Source organism: uncultured Anaerovibrio sp. (assembly GCA_902786545.1).
In the GTDB taxonomy this organism is placed as follows: domain Bacteria; phylum Bacillota; class Negativicutes; order Selenomonadales; family Selenomonadaceae; genus Anaerovibrio.
Genome location: CADACU010000002.1, coordinates 46,444 through 71,491 on the forward strand (window position 1 = coordinate 46,444; position 25,048 = coordinate 71,491).

23 protein-coding genes are annotated in these 25,048 nt (G+C 47.5%); 22 read left to right on the forward strand and 1 reads right to left on the reverse strand.

The features are described 5' to 3' along the window. The first annotated feature begins 3 nt into the window (after positions 1-3). The 13 genes from folE to QZV24_RS00805 all read left to right on the forward strand — a co-directional run bounded on the left by folE (position 4) and on the right by QZV24_RS00805 (position 9,583). Complete coding sequence (gene folE / locus QZV24_RS00745; protein WP_290655152.1) at positions 4-570, forward strand: GTP cyclohydrolase I; 567 nt, start codon at positions 4-6, stop codon at positions 568-570. Next, on the forward strand, positions 560-1,414 hold the full coding sequence (gene folP, locus QZV24_RS00750; RefSeq protein ID WP_294518806.1) for a dihydropteroate synthase: 855 nt from the start codon (positions 560-562) through the stop codon (positions 1,412-1,414). Before folE ends, folP begins: the two co-directional genes overlap by 11 nt. After that, positions 1,411-1,791: a dihydroneopterin aldolase gene (gene folB / locus QZV24_RS00755; protein ID WP_294518714.1), complete on the forward strand. Its 381-nt coding sequence runs from the start codon at positions 1,411-1,413 to the stop codon at positions 1,789-1,791. The genes folP and folB overlap by 4 nt, the downstream gene beginning before the upstream one ends. A gap of 3 nt (positions 1,792-1,794) precedes the next feature. Next, on the forward strand, positions 1,795-2,280 hold the full coding sequence (gene folK, locus QZV24_RS00760; protein WP_290655156.1) for a 2-amino-4-hydroxy-6-hydroxymethyldihydropteridine diphosphokinase: 486 nt from the start codon (positions 1,795-1,797) through the stop codon (positions 2,278-2,280). 6 nt (positions 2,281-2,286) lie between these two features. Next, on the forward strand, positions 2,287-2,667 hold the full coding sequence (locus tag QZV24_RS00765) for a hypothetical protein (protein ID WP_294518717.1): 381 nt from the start codon (positions 2,287-2,289) through the stop codon (positions 2,665-2,667). A 589-nt stretch (positions 2,668-3,256) separates the two neighbouring features. After that, entirely contained in the window at positions 3,257-3,865 is a 609-nt protein-coding gene (locus QZV24_RS00770) for a phosphoribosylanthranilate isomerase (RefSeq protein ID WP_294518720.1), read from the forward strand. A 6-nt stretch (positions 3,866-3,871) separates the two neighbouring features. Further along, positions 3,872-4,642 (forward strand): indole-3-glycerol phosphate synthase TrpC, encoded by a 771-nt coding sequence (trpC, locus tag QZV24_RS00775; RefSeq protein WP_294518724.1) that lies wholly within the window; start codon positions 3,872-3,874, stop codon positions 4,640-4,642. Positions 4,643-4,665: 23 nt separating this feature from the next. Next, on the forward strand, positions 4,666-5,850 hold the full coding sequence (trpB, locus tag QZV24_RS00780) for a tryptophan synthase subunit beta (RefSeq protein ID WP_294518727.1): 1,185 nt from the start codon (positions 4,666-4,668) through the stop codon (positions 5,848-5,850). After that, on the forward strand, positions 5,850-6,644 hold the full coding sequence (trpA, locus tag QZV24_RS00785) for a tryptophan synthase subunit alpha (RefSeq protein ID WP_290655362.1): 795 nt from the start codon (positions 5,850-5,852) through the stop codon (positions 6,642-6,644). Before trpB ends, trpA begins: the two co-directional genes overlap by 1 nt. Then, positions 6,645-8,141: an anthranilate synthase component I gene (gene trpE / locus QZV24_RS00790; RefSeq protein WP_294518730.1), complete on the forward strand. Its 1,497-nt coding sequence runs from the start codon at positions 6,645-6,647 to the stop codon at positions 8,139-8,141. It begins immediately after the preceding gene. Then, positions 8,122-8,691, forward strand: coding sequence for an aminodeoxychorismate/anthranilate synthase component II (locus QZV24_RS00795; protein ID WP_294518733.1), 570 nt, complete (start codon positions 8,122-8,124; stop codon positions 8,689-8,691). The genes trpE and QZV24_RS00795 overlap by 20 nt, the downstream gene beginning before the upstream one ends. Before the next feature lie 257 nt (positions 8,692-8,948). Then, complete coding sequence (locus tag QZV24_RS00800) at positions 8,949-9,137, forward strand: type II toxin-antitoxin system HicA family toxin (RefSeq protein ID WP_290655168.1); 189 nt, start codon at positions 8,949-8,951, stop codon at positions 9,135-9,137. Between the two features lie 17 nt (positions 9,138-9,154). Beyond that, a complete protein-coding gene (locus QZV24_RS00805) occupies positions 9,155-9,583 on the forward strand; it encodes a type II toxin-antitoxin system HicB family antitoxin (protein ID WP_290655169.1) in 429 nt (142 codons plus the stop codon). A 63-nt stretch (positions 9,584-9,646) separates the two neighbouring features. Here QZV24_RS00805 and QZV24_RS00810 read toward each other — a convergent pair whose 3' ends face one another. Continuing rightward, positions 9,647-10,678: an AI-2E family transporter gene (locus QZV24_RS00810; protein ID WP_294518737.1), complete on the reverse strand. Its 1,032-nt coding sequence runs from the start codon at positions 10,676-10,678 to the stop codon at positions 9,647-9,649. A 214-nt stretch (positions 10,679-10,892) separates the two neighbouring features. Between QZV24_RS00810 and QZV24_RS00815 the strand changes: the two genes are divergently transcribed. The 9 genes from QZV24_RS00815 to QZV24_RS00855 all read left to right on the forward strand — a co-directional run bounded on the left by QZV24_RS00815 (position 10,893) and on the right by QZV24_RS00855 (position 24,981). Continuing rightward, the gene (locus tag QZV24_RS00815) at positions 10,893-12,128 is read left to right on the forward strand and encodes an aminopeptidase (protein ID WP_294518740.1); all 1,236 of its coding nucleotides are present in this window, start codon (positions 10,893-10,895) and stop codon (positions 12,126-12,128) included. Between the two features lie 198 nt (positions 12,129-12,326). Continuing rightward, entirely contained in the window at positions 12,327-13,022 is a 696-nt protein-coding gene (locus QZV24_RS00820; RefSeq protein WP_294518743.1) for an AzlC family ABC transporter permease, read from the forward strand. Continuing rightward, complete coding sequence (locus tag QZV24_RS00825) at positions 13,019-13,348, forward strand: AzlD domain-containing protein (protein ID WP_294518746.1); 330 nt, start codon at positions 13,019-13,021, stop codon at positions 13,346-13,348. Before QZV24_RS00820 ends, QZV24_RS00825 begins: the two co-directional genes overlap by 4 nt. A gap of 137 nt (positions 13,349-13,485) precedes the next feature. After that, positions 13,486-14,784, forward strand: coding sequence for a tRNA (N6-isopentenyl adenosine(37)-C2)-methylthiotransferase MiaB (miaB, locus tag QZV24_RS00830; RefSeq protein ID WP_294518810.1), 1,299 nt, complete (start codon positions 13,486-13,488; stop codon positions 14,782-14,784). 9 nt (positions 14,785-14,793) lie between these two features. After that, positions 14,794-17,376 carry a DNA mismatch repair protein MutS gene (gene mutS, locus QZV24_RS00835; RefSeq protein ID WP_294518749.1) on the forward strand — a complete coding sequence of 861 codons (2,583 nt, stop codon included), beginning with the start codon at positions 14,794-14,796 and terminating at the stop codon, positions 17,374-17,376. Then, the gene (mutL, locus tag QZV24_RS00840) at positions 17,373-19,292 is read left to right on the forward strand and encodes a DNA mismatch repair endonuclease MutL (RefSeq protein ID WP_294518752.1); all 1,920 of its coding nucleotides are present in this window, start codon (positions 17,373-17,375) and stop codon (positions 19,290-19,292) included. The genes mutS and mutL overlap by 4 nt, the downstream gene beginning before the upstream one ends. Positions 19,293-19,323: 31 nt before the next feature. Beyond that, the gene (locus QZV24_RS00845) at positions 19,324-20,106 is read left to right on the forward strand and encodes a class I SAM-dependent methyltransferase (RefSeq protein WP_294518755.1); all 783 of its coding nucleotides are present in this window, start codon (positions 19,324-19,326) and stop codon (positions 20,104-20,106) included. 107 nt (positions 20,107-20,213) lie between these two features. After that, positions 20,214-22,829, forward strand: a complete 2,616-nt coding sequence (gene alaS / locus QZV24_RS00850; protein WP_294518812.1) for an alanine--tRNA ligase — start codon at positions 20,214-20,216, stop codon at positions 22,827-22,829. Positions 22,830-23,022: 193 nt separating this feature from the next. Then, positions 23,023-24,981: a methyl-accepting chemotaxis protein gene (locus tag QZV24_RS00855; RefSeq protein WP_294518758.1), complete on the forward strand. Its 1,959-nt coding sequence runs from the start codon at positions 23,023-23,025 to the stop codon at positions 24,979-24,981. Positions 24,982-25,048 lie beyond the last annotated feature (67 nt).

Below are 25,048 nucleotides of genomic sequence, written 5' to 3' on the forward strand. Positions count from 1 at the left end.
AATATGAACCAGAAGGCAATAAAGGCAATGCAGGAGTTTTTGGAGGCCATAGGCATCGATTTACAGGCCTGCGGAATGGAGAAAACCCCGGAACGGGTTGCCGGTATGTATGAATATCTGTTTAACGGGATGGGCCGGAACACGGATGAGGTGTGGGGTGAGCGGTTTACTGCCGACAATGATGGTATTGTGGCGGTAAAGGACATACCTTTTTACTCAATGTGTGAGCATCATCTGGTGCCGTTTTTTGGCCGGGTGTCCATCGCCTACAAACCCCATCAGGGGATTATTGCCGGATTTAGCAAATTCTCCCAAATGATTGAGATTATTTCCCATCGTCCACAGCTGCAGGAGCGGATGACAGAGGAAATCGCCCAGGCGGTGGAGCAGGGGTTGAGTGCTGAAGGAGTTTTGGTTATTGTGGAGGCCCAGCAGCTTTGTATGACCATGCGGGGCGATATGGCCCACGGTACCCGAACGATAACCTCCTCCTGCCGGGGAACATTGAAGAAGGACAGCCAGAGCTATCAGCAGGCCTGGAATATTTTGGGATGGAGCAATAATGAGTAAAAGAGTTTATAAGTGGAAGGATGGCAAAAGCCTGGAGATTGGTCGCAAGACGCTGATAATGGGCATACTGAATGTGACGCCGGATTCGTTTTCTGATGGGGGAAAATGGAACACAGTAGAGACGGCCATAATGCATATGAAGGAAATGGTAGCGGCCGGGGCGGATATAATTGATGTGGGAGCGGAATCCAGCCGTCCCGGTTTTGAGACCATGTCGGCCGGAGCGGAAATAGACCGGCTCAGTGAATTTTTGGATCCGATTTTACAGGCTTGCCCGGTACCGGTGTCCATTGATACCTTCAAGGCAGAAACGGCGGAATATGCTGCGGCCAAGGGGGTGCATATTTTAAATGACATCTGGGGGCTGCAATATAGGGACGAACCAGGCGAAATGGCTAAGGTAGCGGCCAAATACCAGCTGCCGGTGGTGGTAATGCATAACCGGGAGTCCAAGGAGTATGATGGGGACATCATCGACAGTATGCGGGATTTTTTCACTACTAGCATAGATATCGCCCGAAAAGCCGGACTCAGGGAGGATAACATTATTCTTGATCCGGGGATTGGCTTTGGCAAAACGGTGGAGGGCAATCTGTATGTGATGCAGCAGCTGGAGAGGCTGAAGGTAATTAACGGAAAGGATTATCCGGTCCTATTGGGAACCAGTCGGAAGAGCTTTATTGGCAATACCCTTGATTTGCCGGTGGAAGAGCGGATGGAAGCCACTGGTGCGACCTGTGTGATGGGCATTATGAAGGGCTGTGAAATTATGCGGGTGCACGATGTGTTGCCTATTTCCCGTATGTGCCGGATAACTGATGCTATTTTGGAGGCGAAGCAATGAAGGATTGTATCGTTCTGGAAGGAATGGAATTTTTTGGCCGTCATGGAGTGATGGCGGAGGAAAATGTGCTAGGTCAGCGGTTTATTATTGATTTGAGTATGTATTTGGATTTGCGGGCCGCCGGAGCCTCGGATGACTTGAATGACACTGTAAACTATGGGAAGGTGTACAGTACAGTTCAGCGAATTGTGCAGGGGGAGCCGGTGAAGCTGCTGGAACATCTGGCTGACAGAATTTTTACGGCAGTTTTTGCGGAGTATCCGATGATAGAGGATTTAAGGGTAGTCGTACATAAGCCGGGAGCACCGATTGACGGCGTTTTTAACGATGTTAAAATAAAAATGAAGCGGCAGCGCAGTGAGTATATCAAGGAATAGACAATGAAGGAATACGAGTGCTACCTAAGTGTCGGATCCAATTTAGGGGATAGGGCGGAATATATCCGACAGGCAATTGAATATGTGGGGGCTTCAGATAAAATTCAGCTAAAAAGTGTATCATCACTATATGAGACCCCACCCTGGGGAAATATTAACCAGCCTTCCTTTTTGAATGGTGCATTTTCCCTCGTTTCAACCATATCTCCCCAGGAGTTGTTGGGGCTCTGCCAGTCGGTGGAACAAAGCTTGGGCCGGGTGCGGCACGAACACTGGGGGCCTAGAACCATTGATATTGATTTGCTGTATATTGACGGTATGAGGCTGAATACACCGGAGCTGGTGCTTCCGCATCCTTATATGCTGGAGCGGGCCTTTGTGCTGGTGCCTTTAGTGGAAATTGCCCCTGATTTGCTGATTGATGGGCTTTCGGTCAAGGAGCATCTGAATAAATTATCGGATGGGGATACGGTAGTGCTGTGGAGGTGAAGAAGAATGATTTGTCCAAAGTGTGGTGCCCAATTGGATGCCGATGGTCTTTGTCCCAACTGTTTGCCGGGAAATCTGCGGGAAATGCGCAAGGAAGAAATATCCGGCTATGACGGAGTGACCATTGATGAAAATGATAATGGACAAAAGTCTTCATCAGAAGGATATGATTTCTGGGGCAGAACCAATAATGGAATGGCACAGGACCGGATGCGCAATCCTGGAAGAATACGGATTGTCACCGGCGGCGGTATAATGAACAAGATACTGATTGCAGCCTTGATTACGATGCTGTTGGCGGCCTTTGTATTTATCGCCCTGCCGTTGGTAGTTATTGTGGCGGTGGTTGCTTTGGCTATGTATTTTATTTACAGTTTTTTGAGTTAAAAACGATTTTTGCCAATAAGTTTACAAAAAAGTGTTGACAGCAAATAATAAATGTATTATTATGAGTGCGTTGATAATTGAATATATCAAATCATTGACTGGGAAATAGTAGCTGATCCAACTTTTGTCAGCGAGCAGGTGCCGGGTTTTGGTTAATCCGGAGGTGAGATGACCTGTGAAAAGTGATAAGTGAATGGTCCCAGGAGAGTCCACCGAAAGGGATGTTGGGTTCTGATTAGGCTGGAACGGTAGCCACCGTTACATGGCTGCGATATCGGATTTGGTCCTGTATCTAAGAGGGTAGTATTACGAGTGGCAGACATTTTATTCTGGTAAGGGATAAAGTGTTTTTTTATTAGGCGGTATACTACTGAATTTGGGTGGCACAGCGGATTTTCGCCCCATGTACAACAGATGATGTTGTATGTGGGGCGTTTTTTAATGAGGAATTGGGGATGAGGAATTAGGAATTAGGAATTTCTCCTCGGCTCCCTTGGGGGAGCTGGCATCTTCGGATGACTGAGGGGGTAGTAATAGAATTGGGAATGATGAATTTGGAAACTGACTTTCAGGTGGAGGGGGTGGACTCATGACAAAAATAAAGGTTTGCGGTATTCGGGATATAGAGGCGGCCAGGGCAGCCAGCCAAGCTGATTTTATCGGCTTTATAATGAATGACCGGTACAGAAGGTTTTGTCCGGCTGATGTGGTCAGGGAGATATGCCGGACCATAGCCGGGCCTCAAAAGGTGGGGGTATTTGTGGACCAGGACCTAAAGCAGGTAAATGAACTGGCTGAATATTGCGGTCTGGATTATGTACAGCTCCACGGCAATGAGGATGAGTCATACGCCAGTCACATAAAAAGGCCTGTAATAAAAGCTTTTCGCTACGGTGATGATTTTGAACTGAACCGGGCAATGGCGTATCCGGCGGATATTATTCTAATCGACAGCTACAGCAGAAATACAGTGGGGGGCAGTGGTGTCAGCTTTGCCTGGCAGGAAGCGGCAACGACCATCTGCCGGCTGAACAAGCCCTATATGATTGCTGGTGGCATATCGGCCCATACTGTACAGAAGGCCATAAAAATATTTAGTCCCTTTGGTATCGATGCCTCCGGGGCTATGGAAATAGATGGAGAAAAATCACCCAAGCTTATCAGTAAGTTTTTGGTGGCGGCAAGAAAAGAAAGGTAAGGCAATATGAGGGATTATTTAGCGGAAATTGTGGAGAAAAAGCGGGATATTGTGGAGGCCGCCAGACAGCAGCTTCCCTTGGCGGAGCTAAAGAAACAGGTAAAAATGGGCAGCTTCGCCATGAGCATGAAATTTCAGGAAAAGCCTTGGAATTTAATTGCAGAGTGCAAACTGCAATCCCCTGCCAAGGGGCGGTTTAAACATAATTACACGGTAGCACAGCTGGCCAGGCTGTATGAGGAGAACGGGGCCAGCATGCTGTCTGTCCACACGGATCCCCATTTTTTAGGAAAGAATGAGGATTTGGTGGAGGTAAGGGAATTGGTGGATATACCGATTCTCCGAAAGGACTTTATCATTGATGAATATCAGATTTATGAGGCCAGAATGTTGGGGGCAGATGCAGTTTTGCTGATAGCCCGTATTTTGGAGCCGGACCAGCTGAAGCAATATTTGTATACAGCCTGGAAGCTGGGGATGGATGCCCTGATAGAGGTACACGATCAACGGGATATGGAAATAGCCCTCAGTACCCCGGCCCGGTTTATTGGCATAAATAACCGTAATTTACAGCTGTTTAAAACTACTATTGATAACACGCTGGCGCTGTTGCCTTACGCGGATCGAAAGCGTACTTTGATTAGCGAAAGTGGCATACATACCATGGAGGAAGTAAGGCTTTTGCATGATGCCGGCTTGGATGGAATTTTGGTAGGAGAAGGGCTTTCCACCGCCGAGGATGTGGAAAGACAGACCAGGGAATTTGCTTTAATGTAAGATGGAATAGGGAGGAATAAAATATGTCAAAGGGAAGATTTGGAAAATATGGTGGACAGTATGTGCCGGAAATCGTTATGCCGGTTTTGACTGAGTTGGAGGCGGCTTATGAGAAATACCGGGATGACCCGGAATTCTTGGCGGAGCTGCGCAAGTATTATGTGGAATACGCTGGCCGGCCAACCCTGTTATATTACGCAGAAAATCTTACCAAGCATTACGGCGGGGCCAAGATATATCTGAAACGGGAGGATTTGCTGCACACCGGTGCCCACAAGATTAACAATGCTTTGGGACAGGTGCTGCTGGCCAAGCGGATGGGTAAAAAGCGGATTATTGCCGAAACCGGGGCTGGTCAGCATGGTGTGGCTACAGCCACGGTGGCCGCACTCTTTGGGATGGAGTGCAAGGTGTTTATGGGAGCTGTGGACATTGAACGGCAGAAGCTGAATGTATTTAAGATGAAGCTGCTGGGGACCGAGGTGGTGCCGGTAACTACCGGGACTTCCACCTTAAAGGATGCCACCAGTGAGGCTATCCGATATTGGGCGGCCCATATCGAGGACACCCATTACATCATCGGTTCAGCCGTGGGTCCACATCCGTATCCAACTATGGTACGGGATTTCCAGTCGGTTATTGGCAAGGAAATCCGGGAGCAGATCAAAGAAGAAACCGGTGGTCGCCTGGACTATCTCATTGCCTGTGTTGGCGGTGGCTCCAATGCCATTGGCACCTTCCATGAGTTTGCCAATGACAGCGATGTTAAAAAGTTTGGTGTAGAAGCAGCGGGCCGTGGCCCGGCTGTGGGGGACAATGCCCAGACCTTGTCCAATCCAGCCAGTCGTCCCGGGGTACTCCACGGAGCATACAGCTATTTGGCCCAGGATGATGATGGTCAGGTTATTGAAGTATATTCCATTTCCGCCGGACTGGATTATCCGGGGGTTGGACCGGAACACGCTATGTTCCATGAACAGGGGATTGTTAAATATGTTGGTATAAATGATATGGAGGCTTTGGAGGCTTTCCAGCTATTGTCCCGGGAGGAGGGCATAATTCCGGCAGTGGAGAGCTCCCATGCTCTGGCATATCTGGAAAAGCTTATGCCGAATACCAAGCCGGATGAGGTGGTTGTAGTAACCCTGTCGGGCCGTGGGGATAAGGATGTTCAGCAGGTGGCAAAGGCATTAGGAGAGGAGCTTTGATTATGAGTCGTTTACAGGATAAATTTAACGAGCTGAAGGCTGCAAATAAAAAGGGCCTGGTAATATATCTTACCGCCGGAATTCCGGATATGGAGGGAACTCTGGCTGCGGTAAAAATGGCTGAACAGGCCGGTGCGGACATTATTGAGCTGGGAATCCCGTTTTCTGACCCTATGGCAGATGGTCCCATCATTCAGTCCGCGTCCTATCAGGCCATAAAAAAGGGAATGACTCTACCAAAGGTATTGGAGCTGGTCAAGGAAATCCGTAAATTTTCCCAAATTCCAATTCTGGGAATGGGGTATATCAACAATATGCTGAATTATGGCTTTGACAAGCTGACCGTTGATGCCAAGGCCGCCGGAATGGATGGCTTTATTATTCCTGATGTGCCCCATGAGGAGTCCGGCGATATGAAGCAGGCCTGCAAGGCGCAGGGACTGCATCTGGTGGAATTTGTCACCCCGGGCACTACTGATGCCCGGATTGGGGAAACCTGCACCACCGCCGACGGATTCATATACTGTGTATCGGTAAATGGAGTAACCGGTGTGCGGAAGATCGACTACGGTCCTATCAACAATGTCATAGAGCATGTGAAGAAGCAGACCAATACACCGTGTGCCGTGGGCTTTGGTATTGGTTCCCCGGAAGCAGCCGTGGAGGCTGCGGCCAAGGCAGATGCCGTTATTGTGGGATCGGCCGTGGTAAAGTTGATTTTGGAGGATAAACAAGCTGAGGCGGCTGAGCTGATTGGCCGTATCCGTCAGGCATTGGATAAGAAGGTGAGCTAAATGAATCTGACACCATCGTTGGAAGAGTTTAAGGAATTAAGCAAAAAGGCCAATCTGGTAGCACTTAGTATGCCGGTTTCCACTGACCTTGATACCCCGGTATCTATCTTTTACAAGCTGGTGGGCAATGAAAAGGGCTTTTTGTTGGAGTCGGCGGATGCTCATCAGAATTTTGGCCGGTTTTCCTTTATTGGAGCGGAGCCGTTTATCACTCTGCAGGTTTATCCAAAACGGCTGATGATTCAGGAAGAGGACAAAATGAAGGCGGTGGATGGCGATCCAGTGACGGCCATCAACAAGTATATGCAAGGCCTGAAAAGTGCCATTGGCAATCAGGAGCTTCCCTTGGCCAATGGTGGTGCGGTGGGGTATTTTAACTATGAGATTTCCGCCGTATTTGACCGGGTCCGGAATGCACCGGTGGATGACGAGGATATGCTGGGCCAGTTTATGATATGCCGGGTCCTGATGGCCTTTGACCAGCAGAAAAATGTTTCCCAGCTGATATATTTGGCCAGTGTCAAGGAGGACCAATCGGCGGAGGAAGTCTACGAAAATGCAGTAAACAAAATGCAGGAACTGGCGGAAAAGCTCTATCAGCCGATAAAGACCAGCGAAGGCAAGACTACTGCCCGAAAGGAAAAGGTGGATTTTCTGAAAAAATACGGCAAGATGCCGGAGTCCTTTGCCAAAATCATTGAAAAGTGCAAGGAGTACATTATTGCCGGAGATATTTTTCAGGTGGTGCCATCCTGCCAGTTTAGGGAAAAGCTCACAAAACCAGCTTTTCATTTCTATCGGCGGCTAAGGCAGGTAAATCCGTCCCCATATATGTTTTATCTGAATTTCGGCAAAAAGAAATTTGTGGCCGCTTCTCCGGAAATGCTGGTCAAGGTGGCCGGCCAATATGTTTATACCTATCCGATTGCCGGTACCCGCCGGCGGGGCGCCACGGAGGCTGAGGACAAGGAGCTGGCGGTGGAATTGAAAGCGGATATAAAGGAGTGCGCCGAACATTCCATGCTGGTGGATTTGGCCCGTAACGATATTGGCCGTATCAGTGAACCGGGCTCAGTGGTGGTGACCAAGCTGCGGGAGGTGGAACGGTTTTCCCATGTGATGCATATGGTATCTGAGGTAATGGGCACATTAAAAACGGGAATTACTCCTATGGAGGTCTTGAAGGGCTGTTTTCCAGCCGGAACGGTAAGTGGGGCTCCCAAGCTTCGGGCCATGGAAATCATCCGGGAGCTGGAGCCGGTGCAACGGGGCGCTTATTCCGGTACTGTTGGTTATATGGATTTTTGCGGCAATATGGATATGTGTATTACACTGAGGACTATGATAATAGACGGTGACAATGCCTTTATCCAGTCCGGAGCCGGCATCGTGTATGATTCCAAGGCGGACTTTGAGTACAATGAAATCCTGCAGAAATCCAAGGCGATGTTCAAGGTGGTAGAGGAGGTGGAGAACGATGTTGTTACTTTTAGATAATTATGACTCCTTTACTTACAATGTGTATCAGCTGCTGTGTGAATTAGGGGCCGAGGTGGAGGTAATCCGCAATGACCAGATAACCGTGGCGGAAGTGGAAGCCAAAGGCTATGAAGGCATCGTGATTTCCCCCGGCCCGGGGGTGCCGGCTGATGCCGGTATTGCTGAGGAGCTTATCCGTTCATTGAAGGGCAAGGTACCCATTCTGGGCATTTGTCTGGGACATCAGGCCATTGGTGAAGTGTTTGGCGGTCAGGTGGTTGGCGCCGGTGAAATAGTTCATGGCAAAACCTCACCCATGAGTCATAATGGTAAGGGAATATATGAAGGCTTACCGCACACCGTAGAGGTGGGGCGGTACCATTCCCTGATTGTAGATCGGGACACCCTGCCGGATTGTTTGGAGGTTACCGCCCAACTGGCGGATGGGATGATTATGGGGCTGCAACACAAGGAATATCCTATTGCCGGTATGCAGTTCCACCCAGAATCCATTCTCACCCCGCTGGGGAAGGAAATGGTGAAAAATTTTCTCCAAAAATACATTTGAAAATTATCAGAATAAAATATTCCCTACGAAAAAATGACCGTTGTTATCTCCCTCAACGGTCATTTATTATGCTTAAATAAAAATACTAATAATATAAAGGATAAAGCGGAATAATATAGAATAAATTAAGTAAAATGGATAATGATGCTGTAAAGTTTTACATTGATATAAAATACATAATTTGATAATAAATAATTTAATAATATGTATTGGAATAATATTTATTTTTTGATATAGTGTTAGAAGGATAGAATGATATGACGCCTAAAGAAATGGAGAGAAAATTAAAGCAGGATGGCTGGTATCTGGATAGTGTGGCAGGATCACACCACCATTATAAGCATCCAACGAAGCAAGGCAAAGTAACGATACCGTTTCATTCAAAGCCCAAAGATTTAAATTCAAGGCTGGTAAAAGCTATTCTTAAGCAAGCAGGTTTAATGTAATGAGAGGAAGATATAGTATGCTTAGTGTTTATCCTGCAATTTTTTATAAAGAACCGTCTGGTGGATATTCTGTTGTATTTCCGGATCTTAATCATTTAGCGACCTGTGGGGACGATATGCAGGAAGCGATGGAGATGGCAGTAGATTGTTTGGCGGGGTATTTGTTTATTGAAAAGATTGATGGCAACGAATTTCCAACGGCTACTCCTATAAGCCAGGTTGATCCATATTGTGAAGATGATACAGAAGAAGAAAGGCAGGTAGAGCGTTTTGTTAATCTGATATCTGTGGATGTGGAAGTTTATGCTAAAAAACATTTTTATAAATCAGTAAAAAGAACTGTTTCAATTCCCCAGTGGCTTAATAATCGTGCTATGGCGAAAAAAATCAATTTTTCAAAGGTTATGAAAAATGCACTACTGAGGGAATTGGAAATAGCCCAATAAAATATTTGTTGATAAAAAGTAACGATATTATAAAAAACGCGACTGCAATGCAGTCGCGTTTTGTTATTCAGCAATTTCCGGCTTATCGGTTTGTTCCTTTAATGCCTGTTCACTGTGGTAGATATCCTCAATTAGGTGTTTTACCACTACAATGCAGGGAACGGCTAAAAACATCCCTGCCGGGCCCAGCACCTCGCCACCGAATACCACGCCTAAAATAACCGTGAGGGGATGCAGATGGAGAGATTTGCCGACAATGCCCGGATAAACCACATTGTGGTTTATCTGGGTCATAATCAGGTAGAAGCAGGCGGTCTGGATGATTAAAAATGGTGCATCAGTGGCTGTCAGCATAATACCGAATATAGAGGCGATGGTTGGTCCCAGTACCGGAACAAATTCGCATATTCCCGATACTACCGCAAAAACGGAGGCATATTTTATGCCCATAATGGAAAAATAGGCATAAACAACAATACCGGTTACACAGCACATCAGCAGCTGACTGCGGACATAAATTTGTAGAGAATTGAGTATGGAATTGAACAAGGTGAATATCCGGATTTTATCCTTCCGGGGAAACAGGGACGCCAAAAAATTCTTTACCGTCAGGCCGTCCTTTAACAGATAAAAGGTTACAAAAATGATGATAACAAAGTCAATGATTTTGTTAAAGGTGGATACAATGATGGATATGGATTTCCTTAAAATATTGGAGCCAATGGAGGCAATTTCTCCCCAGACATCATCCAGTCCCTGGTTAATGGAGGGGAAATCCTGAATAATATGCATCTGCTGCAGATTTGTGGCCAAGGCTGGCAGCTCCCGAATAAAGCTGGAGACGGTTGGTACGAAGGAAACTGAAACTATGGATGCAACACCCAAAAGAAGCAGCAGGAATATGCCCAGTACCAGTCCGGCGGCCAGTCCCCGGGGGAGCTTTTTGGCCAGCTTGTCTACAATGGAGCACAAAAGCAGCTGGATGAGCAGGGAAATGAAAAAGATAAAGGCAAATGCCGGAAAAAACCAAAAGGCCGATAATAGGACAATAAAGGTAACAGCCAATATAATTGAAGTTTGTCGCTGGGCAAACATTGAATACCTCCTAAATAGTGTGAAACGGTTAAATCGCTAATACAACTAATTGTAACATTATTTATCACTCATAGCCATACATTCAGCCATAAAATGAAATAAGGTCCATCCCGAAGGGCATTACTTATTGGTCAGGGAACGGTTGCCTGTTGCCGGGTTTAGTTATATCATATATATTGTTTAGCAAAATAATAACATAATGAAGGAGAATAGTATGGAACAGCTTTTAAATAAATATGCAAAACTGGTGGTTTATACAGGTGTAAATATTCAGCCGGGACAGCTGCTGGTGATAAATGCCCCAATAGAGTGTGCTGACTTTGCCCGTCGGGTAGCCAAGTTTGGCTTTGAAGCCGGCTGCAAGGATGTAAAAATCAATTGGAGCGATGAAAAGTTTGCCAAAATTCGCTATGATGGGGCGGCGGCAGAGATTTTTGATGAGTTTCCCCAGTGGCGCTACGATATGTTTATGGATTTTATGGATAAAGGAGCAGCCATCGTTTCTATTCACGCTTCGGATCCGTCCATTTTCAAGGATGTGGAGAAGGAGAAGCTGCAGCGGGCACAGATGGCCGCAGGTCAAGCATTGCTGGAATATCGCAAGGCCATTATGAATAATGTGCTGCGTTGGTGTGTGGTGTCCGTGCCAACACCGGCCTGGGCCACCAAGGTTTTTAGCGAGGCCGGGGATGAACAGGTGGCCGTGGACAAGCTGTGGCAGGCGATTTTTTCGGCAGTGCGGATTGACAAGGATAATAATCCGGTGAAGGATTGGGAACAGCATATTGCTTTTATGAAGAAGGCTACGGATTTCCTCAATGGAGAACAGCTGGTGTCCTTGCATTATACCAATCGTTTGGGTACCGATTTGACCATAAAATTGCCCAAGGGTCATATTTGGGCCGGGGGAGCGGAAATTGCTGCCGATAAGGTGACCTTCGTAGCCAATATGCCAACGGAAGAGGTTTATACCCTGCCGGAGCGCAGTGGTGTGGATGGGGTAGTGTATGCCTCCAAACCCCTTATATATCAGGGCAATGTGATTGACGGAATACGGCTGGTATTTAAGGAAGGCAAGGTGGTGGAATACAGTGCCTCCAAGGGGGAAGCTGTTTTGAAGCAGCTTTTGGATACCGACGAGGGGGCCAAGTATTTGGGGGAAGTGGCGCTGGTGCCGTATGATTCACCAATTTCCAACAGCAATATCCTGTTCTATAATACCCTGTTTGATGAAAATGCTGCCTGTCATCTGGCCTTTGGCAAGGCTTATCCGACTTGTATAGAAGGGGGCGAGGAGATGGACAGCGTGGAGCTGGTAAAAAATGGTGTAAATGACTCGTTGATTCATGAGGATTTTATGATTGGCACTGAGGATTTGCAGATTACCGGTACCCGGGCTGATGGCAGTACAATACAGATATTTGAGAATGGCAACTTTGTCGAGTTCTGATAAGTAATGAATTTTTTCAATGGGAAGAAGAGAATGGTACAGTAATGTGCTATTCTCTTTATTTTTTTATTACAATGAGGATAAATTTGTAATTTTTTTTGGATAATTGAATATTATGGTATAAATATTCAATTAAATGTGCTAAAATGTATGCAATTCGATGTTTTATGCTAAAAATTTGCTGGGGGTATGCAGCTGATGAGTCAGTATTTTAATAAACAGGTTTTTAAAGCCGCCTGGCCGATATGCTTTGGTTATATACCTTTGGGAGTGGCTTGCGGTATATTGGGGCAGAAGGTAGGTCTGGATGCCTTTTTGATGGCCATGATGTCCATTTTTCTATTTGCCGGCAGTGGTCAGTTTATTGCTTTGGCCATGATCGGGGCGAATACGGCTATTATTCCTATTATAGTGACTGTTGGTATAGTGAACCTTCGCCATATGTTGTATGGCTTAATTTTAAATCAGTATATTTCCAAAGAAAGCTTTCTTTATCGGCTTATTTATGCCCAGGAAATAGTGGATGAAACCTTTGCGGTAAACAGTGTGGAATTTCAAAAAAGTAATTCCCAATGGACGCCGAAAAACGCCTTCGGTCTGAATTTTGTAGCCCATATGGGCTGGGTACTGGCCACTGTGGCTGGCGTGCTGTTAGGCAGTGCCATTTATATTGATACCGGACTGGTGAGCTATGCCCTGATTGCCATGTTTATCGGCCTGTGGTCCTTTCATTTCAAGACCTTCAAGCTGGTGGCTGTAGGGGTATTGGGGGGGATTTTGGCATTGGTGCTTTCCCTGTGGTTGGATAATATGTTGAATGTGGTGGTGGCTACTATTGTGGCGGCTATCGTTGGTGCAATGGTGGATAACGGGGATGAGGTGGACAAGAAATGAGCTATAGTGACATTCTCCTGTGCATTTTTGGACTGTTTTGCACATCTTATATATCGAGAATATTGCCATTGGCGGTATTGGGGCGCCGTCCTTTGCCTACAGTATTGGCTTTGTGGTTAAAATATGTGCCTACCTCGGTTTTTGGCGCTTTGATTTTTGTATCGATTTTTGGGGACGCTTCCAGCGGATTTCGGTTTAGTTGGAGCAATATAGAATTTTTGGCGGCATTGTGCGTTATTCCGGTGGCTGCCAAAACCCACAGTTTAGCTTATAGCATTATTGTGGGCCTCACCGCCTATTGGTTATTACAGACTTATATGGGGTAATTACATCCGGTGGATATACAGGGTATTTTTTCTATGTTATACATAATATGGAAAAATTTTAGCGATTGCGTTATAATATCTTGTATGTTTTTTTGAGAGGATGTAATGATTTGAGTTCAGATAAAAAGTACTTGAAGATGCTGACATATGGCTGTCAGATGAATTTCAGCGATGCCGAGCGGATGGAGGGGGAGCTGGCCAAAATTGGCTATACTTCCACTGAGGATATGGCCCAGGCGGACCTGATTATGATAAACACCTGCTGTGTGCGGGAAACAGCAGAGGACAAGGTTTACGGAAAAATAGGTGAAATAAAGAGCCTGAAGCGGAACAACCCGGACCTTATTTTGGGTATTACCGGCTGTATGGCGCAAAAAGAAGGGGAGAGGCTGATAAAGCGGGCTCCTCATATTGACTTTGTGCTGGGAACCAATAAAATTCACGAGGTTGTGGCCACAGTTCAAAAGCTGGAGCAGTCTCAAATTAAGCATATTGTAGATACGGAAATTAACGAGTCGGAGATGCCGGAAAATATTTCCATTCACCGTAAAACTCCGTTGTCGGCCTGGGTGCCGATTATGTACGGGTGCAATAATTTCTGTACCTATTGCATTGTTCCGTATGTCCGGGGACGGGAACGCAGCCGTCTGCCGGAGGAAATTGTTGCTGAGGTGAAAGAAGCTGTTAAACAGGGCTACAAAGAGGTTACCCTGCTGGGACAGAATGTTAATTCCTATGGCAAGGACCACCAAAAGGCTACCTTTGCCCAGCTGCTGGCCATGGTGGACAAGGTGGAAGGTATTGAACGGGTGCGGTATATGACCTCTCATCCAAAGGATTTAAGTGATGAGGTTATTGAAGTAATAAAAAATAGCCAGCATATCTGCAATCATTTCCATTTACCGGTGCAGTACGGCTCCAACAAAATTTTGAAGGCAATGAACCGGGTATATACGGTGGAGGCCTACAAAGAGCTTATCCACAAAATTAGGGCAGCAATGCCGGATGCCAGCATCACTACTGATTTGATTGTGGGTTTTCCGGGGGAAACTGAGGAAGATTTCCGGCAGCTGTTGGATTTTCTGACGGAAATTCGTTATGATCAGGCCTACACCTTCATTTATTCCAAGCGGTCCGGTACACCAGCGGCAGAAATGGATGAGCAGGTGGATGATGAATTAAAGCATGATCGGTTGAACCGGCTGATGGAATTGCAGAACAAGATCAGCCTGGAGAAAAATCAGGCTTTACAGGACAAGGTGCTGGAGGTAATGGTGGAAGGCCCTAGTGCCAATGATGACAAGGTGTGGTCCGGCCGCACTACTACCAACAAGCTGGTGCTTTGGCCATATCAGGGCCGGGAGCAGCCGGGGGATTTTGTAAATGTAAGGATTTGTCAGCCACAGACCTGGGTCCTGAAGGGCGAGCTGGAATAGGAGTCAATCATGGAATTAACGCCAATGATGCAGCAATATATTGATGTGAAACAGCAGCACCCAGATGAAATACTCTTTTTCCGTCTGGGTGATTTCTATGAGATGTTTTTTGAGGATGCTGTGACTGCTTCCAGGGAATTGGGGCTTACTTTGACCAGCCGTAGCGGGGACACAGAGAAAAATCCTATGTGTGGTATTCCGTATCACGCAGCGGAAAGCTATATCACCAAAATGGTGAACAAGGGGTATAAAATTGCCATTGCGGAGCAAATCGGCGACCCGAAGGCCAAGGGGCTTACCAAACGGGAGGTTATCAAGGTAATTACTCCCGGCACAATCTTGGAAGAAAGTGCCCTGCAGTCGGCCAACAACAACTACATTGCGCTGGTGTATGAGCTGAATGAGGAGGTAGTGCTGGCCGGGGCGGATATTTCTACCGGTGAGTGCTTTTACGGTGTTTATACCGGTGATGAACGGTGTCAGGCCCTGTACGATGAACTGTACCGCATTATGATGCCGGAGCTGATTATCCTGGGTGAGTTGTCCTTTCAGGCGGAGCTGAAGGAATTTATTGACCTTAGGATGGCGGCTTGTGCCTTTACGGTTATTGCGGAACCGGTACAAAATCGGGATGACATTATTATTCAGCATTTTGATATAAATAATCGTCCGGTGGGAGAGGCAGCAGCCAATGCCGTGGCGACTTTGCTGGGGTATCTCCACGATACGGTGCGGACGGACTTATCCCACATTTCCCAGCTGACCAAGCTGGATTTTGCCAATAATCTGGTAATCGATACTTACACTCTGCGCAATTTGGAAATCACCCGCAATCTGCGGGACGGCAGCAAAAAGGATACACTGCTGGATGTATTGGATTTTACTGACACGGCAATGGGAACCCGGCTGTTGAAGAAGTGGCTGGAGTATCCCCTGTTAAATATTGGCAAGATAAATCAGCGGCTGGATGCGGTGGAGGAGCTGGTAAAGGACTTTATTCTCCGGGGTGAGCTGAAGGAAGCGGCTAAAAGCATATATGATTTTGAACGGTTATTGACCCGTATTGAGGTGGGAACAGCCAATGCCAGGGATATGGTGGCGTTGCGCACCTCCTTTAGTGTGCTGCCGAATATCAAGATGCAGCTGGCCAAGGCCAAGGCACCGCTTTTGCAGAAATGCGAAGCGGAAATTCACACCTATGATGAGTTTGTGGATTTGCTGAACCGGGCCATTGTGGACGATCCGGGACTAACCATTCGGGACGGAGGCATTATCAAGGAAGGCTATAATGCGGAGCTGGATGAATATCGAAAGATTTCCCGGGACAGCAAGGAAATGCTTCAGGCCATGGAGGAAAAGGAAAAGGAAGCCACCGGTATCCGGGCCCTGAAAATTGGCTACAACAAGGTATTTGGCTATTATATTGAAGTTCGCCACAGTGGGGCGGAGCTGGTGCCGGATCATTATGTCAGAAAGCAGACCCTGGCTAATGCGGAACGGTATATTACTCAGGAGCTGAAGGAATTTGAAACCAAAATTCTTGGCGCCGAGGAAAAAATCGTAAATATTGAATACAATCTTTTTTCGGAAATTCGGGAAACCATCAAGGCCAAGCTGGCGGACATTCAAGGTACAGCCAAGTACATTGCCTTGCTGGATGTGTTGTGTGGACTGGCGCAGGCGGCCAACAGCTACAATTATGTGCGGCCGCAGCTGATAAACAACGGTCAGATTGACATTAAGGATGGCCGGCATCCATTGGTGGAGCGGATTTTAAATCGGGAGCTGTTCGTGCCGAATGATACCAGAATAAATCACACTGATTGCGAGATTATGCTGATTACCGGGCCTAATATGGCGGGTAAGTCCACCTACATGCGGCAGACTGCCTTGTTGACCTTGATGGCGCAGGTAGGCAGCTTTGTTCCAGCCAGAGAGGCATCTATTTCACCGGTGGATCGGATATTTACCCGTATCGGGGCCAGTGATGACCTGGTAAGTGGACAGAGCACCTTTATGGTGGAGATGAACGAGGTGGCCCAGATTTTAAAATATGCCACCCGGGACAGTCTGGTTATTTTGGACGAAATCGGTCGGGGGACCAGTACCTTTGATGGTATGAGTATTGCCAGGGCAGTTATTGAGCATATAAGGGAGAAAATCCACGCCAAGACTTTGTTTGCTACCCATTATCACGAGCTGACTGACCTGGAGGATGATGTTATAAAGAATTATTGCATTGCCGTAAAGGAAAAGGGAAAGGATATCCAGTTTTTACGCCGGATTATTCCGGGGGCAGCGGATAAATCATATGGTATCCATGTAGCGAGATTGGCCGGGCTGCCAAAGGTGGTAACCAACCGGGCGGAGAAAATCCTCAATGAGCTGGAGGCAGCTGAACCGGAGCCTCGGGCCAAGGTGGCGACGGAGCAGGAAGCCGCCCCAGTGGATGATTTGATGGGGTCGCTTTTTGGCAATACCCTGCGGGATGAGTTGCTTTCTATGGATGTTATGACCATGACCCCTATCGAAGCGATGAATACCCTGTATCGTTTGCAACGACAGGCCAAGGAGGAGGCTGGTAAGGGATGAGTTTTATCCATGTCCTTGATGACAGTACCATCAACAAAATTGCCGCAGGTGAAGTGGTGGAGCGACCAGCTTCCGTAATCAAGGAACTGGTGGAAAATGCCATGGATGCCAAGGCGGACCGCATCGAAGTGGAAATAATGGCTGGTGGTACCAGTTATATGCGGGTCACTGACAATGGCATTGGAATGAGCCTGGAGGATGCCAAGCTGGCTATTCAGCGGCATGCTACCAGTAAAATATACAAGGTGGAGGATTTGCTGTCCATCGATACCCTTGGTTTTCGGGGGGAGGCCCTGCCGAGTATTTCGTCGGTTTCCCGCTTTACACTGCAAACCCGTCAGGCGGGGACGGAACTGGGAACTGAAATAAAGATAAGCGGTGGCAGAGAACCGGAAATCGGTGAAGCCGGCTGCAGCCTGGGTACTACCATCAAGGTGGAGGACTTGTTTTTCAACACCCCGGCCCGGAAAAAATTTTTAAAGACCACCAATACTGAAGGCAGCAAGATAAATGATTATATAATAAAGCTGGCCATTTCTCGGCCGGATATTGCCTTTAAGTTTATCAATAACAATAAAACGGCGGTGGTTACGCCTGGTAACGGCAATCTGCATGATACACTGCGTAGTATCTACGGAAATTCCCTCGGTGATGCCCTGTTGGGGGTGGATTTTTCCGACGGGGAAACCACGGTGAAGGGATATATTTCCAAGCCGTCTACTATTCGCAGCAATCGGAATTGGCAAACCTTTATTGTCAATGGGCGGATTATTTCCAATCGGGCCATTTCCAAGGCAGTGGACAATGCCTATACGGCCCTTATTCCCAAAGCAGGGTTTCCTATGGTGGCCCTGTTTATGGATGTACAGCCTAATACGGTAGATGTAAATGTTCATCCGCAAAAAAGTGAGATTAAATTTGAAGATGAAGGGTATATCTTCAAATTGGTTTATAAATCAGTGCTGGACGCCGTAAGACCCCATGGCAAGGAGCTAGGTACTCTGGCGGCCAATGTGGAACGACCGGAACGGCATTTTACGGCCCCGGCCACGACGGTCAATAAGCCGGTGATGGAACCACTTATTGATGATATGCATTTTGTACCGGCCACCAAGCCATCCATTGGAACCGGCTATACAAATCCGGCACCTTCCGGGTTGCCCAGCTCGGCCTATCAATATCGGGTGGAGCAGCAGGCCAGGACCTTCCATGAAGCCCAGACAGAAATGGAAAGCTTGAAGGAACAGGAAAAGGAAGCCGTATTGGTTGATAATAAAGTTCTGGTGGATATGGAAACCGGTGAGGTGAAGGAAGCGGCGGCAACGGTTACTTCCACAGGACAATCACCGATGGTGCCTATCGGTCAGGTGGATGATACCTATATTATCGCTCAGGATGCCGACAGTCTGTACATTGTGGACCAGCATGCCGCCCATGAGCGGATTTTGTATGACCGGTTTGCGGCTATGACGGATAAGATTCCTTCCCAGCAGCTGCTGGTGCATCTGTTCCTCGATGTCAGTGAGCGGGAGGCCCAGCTTATTGAGCGTAATTCGGAGTTATTTGATAGCTTGGGCTTTAGTATGGAGCAAAGTGGTCCGGCTCAATATCGGCTTATGGAAATACCGGCGGATATTCCCCTGGGGGAGGCCGAAAATATCATTCGGGAGATTTTGGTTTCGTTGGAGGATATGCACAAGCTGTCAGCCGCAGAAATCCGGCACGCCTGTCTGGCCATGACTGCCTGCAAGGCGGCTATTAAGGCGGGGTTTAAGCTGAATTTTAAGCAGATGGAAATAATTTTGGCAGAGCTGAATCAAACGGCTATGCCATATACTTGCCCCCATGGGCGACCGACTATTTTGAAATTTTCCTGTGGGGAGCTGGCCAAGATGTTTAAACGGACCGGCTTTTGACCCTGCGTTAACTTTACTGTTAAGGAGATATATGATAAATACCATTGTCACAACAGACCGGAAAAACCACAGCGACAGTCAGAAGCTGGCCCAAATGGCCGCAGAACGGCTGGGAATAAAGCTGGTCAAACGGAATAGGGAGCCTATGGAAAAATTACGGGAAATGTACGGTGTGGACAATGTACTGGTGGCTAAGCGGGGCTCCTTTACTTTGGATACCCCGGAGGGGGAGCTGTTTTTTCATCCCAATATGTCCCAGCTGCGAATAAAAAATATTCGTATGGGTGAGGGTGACCATATGGCCAATGCTCTGGATTTGCAGGAAGGAATGACGGTGCTGGACTGTACTTTGGGCTTTGGGGCTGACTCTATTGTGGCAAGCTTTGTGGTAGGGGAAGGTGGCCAGGTGATTGGTTTGGAGGCCAGTCCCTTGATTGCCTTTATTACCAGCGAAGGAATGAAGAAGTTTCTGGCGACAAATTATGAGCTGCATAGTGCCATTAAGCGGGTTCAGGTGATAAATGCGGATTACAATGAGTATTTGCAGACATTGCCGGATAATTCCGTGGATGTGGTATACTTTGACCCAATGTTCCGTCATCCTTTGCGGGACAGCCACAATATCAATCCGTTGCGGAGTGTGGCGGACCATCGCCCCTTGGAGCTGCCGGCGGTGAATGAGGCCAAACGGGTGGCCCGTCATCGGGTAGTCATGAAGGAAAACAGCCGAAGCCTGGAGTTTGCCCGATTAGGTTTTAATGAAATTGCCGGTGGCAAACATTCCAAGGTGCATTATGGGGTAATCCGGTTATAGCGAACATAATTTCATTGTATCAGTGTTGTGTAATATGCTATAATCAATAAGTTAGCGTGAACTATTTTTTTATTAACATATTCTGGAGGTAGAGTGTTTTGAAGAAAATGACAGGTAACGAGCTGAGAGAGGCTTATCTTACTTTCTTTGCTGAGAAAAAAGGCCACTTGAGATTACCAAGTGCGTCCCTTATTCCTGAAAATGACCCGACTTTGTTAATGATTGGTGCTGGTATGGCACCGTTTAAAGCATATTTTACCGGCAAGGTTAAGCCACCACGCAACCGGATTACCACCAGCCAGCGTTGTGTCCGGACTGGTGATATTGAGAATGTAGGCCGCACCGCCCGTCATCAGACTTATTTTGAGATGCTGGGCAACTTTTCCTTTGGCGATTATTTCAAGAAGGAAGCTATTCCATGGGCATGGGAGTTCCTCACTGAGGTCTTGGAAATGCCAAAGGACAGGCTTTGGGCTACCATTTATCCAAAAGACGATGAGGCTCGGCGGATTTGGGAGGAACAGCCTGGCTTTGATCCATCCCATATTGTGCCGTTAGAGGATAATTTCTGGGAAATCGGACCTGGTCCATGCGGTCCGGATACGGAGATTTATTTTGATTTGGGTGAAGAACGGGGCTGTGGCAGCCCGGATTGTGCCGTAGGCTGTGACTGCGACCGTTATCTGGAAATCTGGAACAATGTATTCACCCAGTTTGACCGTACTGAGGATGGTCAGTACAATGATTTGGAAAACAAGAATATTGATACTGGTATGGGGCTGGAGCGTATTGCCTCGGTAATTCAGGGTGTACCAAGCAACTTCGAGACTGATTTGCTGTTCCCAATTATCGAGTACGCATCCAAGGTATCCGGCGTGAAGTATGGTGAGGATGCTGACAAGGATGTATCCTTGAAGGTTATTGCTGACCATGCCCGTTCCATGAGCATTATGATTATGGATGGTATCCTGCCGTCCAACGAGGGCCGGGGGTATGTGCTGCGCCGTATTCTGCGGCGGGCTATTCGTCATGGCCGGATGCTGGGCATAAAGGACAAGTTCCTTGAGGGAGCTGTGGACGCTGTATGCAAGATTTACGAGGGTGCCAGTGATTTTGAGGCATTGGCCCAGAAGCAGGATTATATCAAGAAGGTTATTTCCTTGGAAGAAGACCGGTTCTCTGCTACATTGGAGCAGGGGCTGGAGCTGCTGGATGGCTATATGGCTGAGACCAAGGCCGCCGGCAAGAAGGTACTGGATGGGGCGTTGAGCTTCAAGCTTTATGATACCTTTGGTTTCCCTTGGGAGCTGACCGAGGAGATTTTGCAGGAAAATGGTATAGAGTTTGATAAGGAAGCCTTTGACAAGGAAATGCAGGAGCAGCGTGATCGTGCCAGAGCGGCTCGGGCTGAAAACCAGCGGTTCGCTGTACCGGATTTAAAGAATATTGATACTGCCGCCTTAAAGCACGATGAAGCAGCTACTGAGGCTGAAGTGGTGGCTATCTGGAAGGATGGCGTTCTGGTTGATTCCCTTCAGGACGGCGAAGAGGCAGGGATTATCCTGTCAGTTACGCCGTTCTATGCCGAGGGTGGCGGTCAGGTTGGTGACACTGGCCTGTTCATCAGTGAGCTGGGCCGTATAAAGGCTACCAATGCCAAGAAGCTGCCAGACGGTACAATTTATCATGAGTCCTATGTTGAAGAGGGTCAGCTGAAGGTGGGCGATAAGGTTCAGATTAAGCTGGACAAGGTTGAAAAATTGTCCTCAGCCCGTAACCATACAGCAACCCACTTGCTGCAGGCCGCGTTGAAGACCGTAGTAGGTGAGCAGATCAATCAGGCCGGCTCCTCCGTAAATGGTGACCGCCTGCGGTTTGACTTTACCAACTTTGAGCCAGTAAGTGCTCAGCAGCTGGCTGATGTTGAGGAACTGGTGAACAACGAAATCCTTAAGGGCACGGATGTGGTTATTGAGGAAATGGCCAAGGATGCGGCGGTGGAAAAGGGTGCCATGGCTCTCTTTGGCGAGAAGTACGGTGATGTGGTCCGCGTGGTAAGTGTTCCGGGCTTCTCCATGGAGCTGTGCGGTGGTTCCCATGTTGCCAATGTTGGTCAGATTGGTCTCTTTAAAATTGTATCGGAAACCGGTGTGGCAGCTGGTGTACGCCGTATTGAGGCCATCACTGGCCGGGCAGCTTTGGAATATGCCAACAATAAGGCCAAGATGGTAGCTGATGCGGCAACAGCCCTGAAGTGCCGTGAAGATGAGCTGGTAGCTCATGTTGAGAGCCTGGCAGCTCAGGCCAAGGAGCTGCAGAAGCAGCTGGATGCTATCAATGCAGAAAAGGCCAAGGCCGATGCCGCAGCCCTCACTGATCAGGTGAAAACTGTAGGTGAGGTTAGCGTAATTGCTGCTGCAGTACAGGCGGCTGATATGGATGATCTCAGAAGTATTGCTGATATGACTTGTGAGAAGATTAGCAATGGTGTGGTGGTACTTGGTACCGTTAATGGTGACAAGGTTAATCTGGTAGTCAAAGCCTCCAAGGAGGCAGTGGCCAAAGGGGCTCATTCCGGGAAAATCATCAAGGAAGCTGCGGCTGTGGTTGGCGGTGGCGGCGGTGGTCGTCCGGATATGGCTCAGGCCGGTGGCAAACAGCCTGACCATCTGGAAGCAGCCTTGGCGAAGGCCGTTGAGGTTATTACTGCCCAGGTAGGTTAAAATACAACTTTTATTCGGGGCCGCAGGAGCGGCCCCGTTTATTTAGTTTAAATATTAAAAGTAAAAAAGGAGTTTTCTGTTTATTTATAGAATGAATAAAAAATAGGAGAAAATTGTTAGAAATGATTAGCCAAGTTAAGTAATCATGATCAGTAAGATTAAGAGTTACATTGGAAAAGGAAGGTGTAGGTCTATGAATTTAAAGCAAAAGTTTGCCCTGTTGGCAGCCTGTTGCGGATTGCTGATGGCGATTATCTCGGTAATTGGTTTGTTTTCGGCCAATAACACGCTGGAAGAAAGCGTTGAAGCCGAGCTTATGGCATCTGTGCAGGCGGAGAATGGTAAAATCAGCAAGTGGGTAGAGGAAAAGGCCGCCATGGCCAGAGCTGCTGCTGATGTTATTACTGACGCCGGCAGTAACGCGGCAGCCATTACCAATAAGAGCAATCTGGCCATGGGTAAAAATGACTCGGATATTTTGGCAGTAGCTGCGGCCAGCAAGGAAGGCCTGTTCTTTGATTACAAGGATGGCGATATTTCCAAGGATATTGATCCGAGGACCCGGGATTGGTTTATTGATGCCTCGAAAAATAAAAAGCCGTTTGTAACAGAGGCTTACGAGGATGCAGTGACCCACAAGCTGGTTGTTTCCTGTATAGCTCCTTTTAACGGGACTGATGGCCAGTTCTATGGTGCCATCTGTGAAGATGTGGAAATCAGCAAGATTGAAGAGATGATTGCTGATTTTAAATATCGGGGCAGTGGGGCTGGTTATGTTGTTCAGCCGACTGGTGAGATTATTGGTTCCAATGATGGGACTACCCCATTGGAAAAAGTTGAGACTAAGCCTTGGGGCAGCCATTTCCAGGAAATGGTAAAGAATGGCAAGGGCTTTTTCGTTGATGAGGGGAATGTAATTGCTTATTCAACCCTGGCGGACACCGGCTGGTTGGCTGCAGTGGTAGTTAGTCAGGATGTAGTATTTGCCCCGGTGCATAATTTGAGAAATACCTTTATCGCAGTGTGTGTTGTAGGTATTTTGCTGATTATCGGTGCTTGCCTGATTTTTGGTCGTCAGTTGCAGGGAGTAGCAGTTTCCTTAAAGGATGCTGCTGAAGAAATGGCTGGTGGAAATTTGTCAGCTCCGGCAATTGAAATCACTACAGCAGATGAATTGGGGGATATGGCACAGTCCTTTAATAAGATGCATGAACACCTGCGGAATGTTATCAAGCGGATGGCCAATACGGCCAGTCAGGTGGCTGCCGCCTCTGAGGAGCTTACTGCCAATGCATCCCAGTCAGCTGATGTGTCAGTAAGCGTGGCTGAAACAGTGGGTGATATGGCCAATGGCATGGATTCCCAGCTGGCAGATATCGATGTGGCCAAACAGAATGTTGATATGGTTTATGGTGATATTACCATTATGGCTGATAAGGCCAAAAGTGTTGCTGAAGCTACTGCTATGGCTACAGCGGCCGCTTCCAAGGGACAGAGCCTGATGGAGGATGCCATCAGCAAGATGAACAACATTGAGCGCAGTGTTACCCAGTCTTCGGAGGTAGTGGCCAGCTTGGGTGAAAATTCCCAGCAGATTGGTCAGATTGTTGATGCTATATCGGCTATTTCCGAGCAGACCAATCTTTTGGCTTTAAATGCAGCTATTGAGGCGGCCCGGGCCGGTGAGCATGGCCGTGGCTTTGCCGTTGTAGCGGAGGAGGTGCGCAAGCTTGCCTCTGAGTCCCAGTCTTCTGCCGAGGAAATCCGTCAGCGTATCAGCAATATTCAGAGTGAGACAGTAAAGGCTGTTAAGACCATGGAGACAGGTACTACTGATGTTAAGGAAGGTATTGAGTCCATCCGTAATGTCGGCGAGCAGTTCAAGGAGATTATGACTAAGGTCAGCGGTATTGGTGACCAGATGAAGGAAATAAACGGCTCAGTGGAAACGGTTTCTCAGGGAGCCAACAGCATTGTTGAGGCAGTGGATTCTATTGATAAGGTAAGCCGGGCCTCAGCGGACCAGACCCAGATGATTTCTTCTTCTACGGAGGAACAGTCTGCCTCCAATGAAGAGATTGCTGCCGCAGCGCATTCTTTGGCCAAGCTGGCAGAAGAGATGAATGACGAGGTAAGTAAATTCAGGTATTGATATAGTATTTGCCGGAGGAGTCCTGCTCGTGTAGTGGGACTCCTTTTTAGTTGATTGTAACAGATAA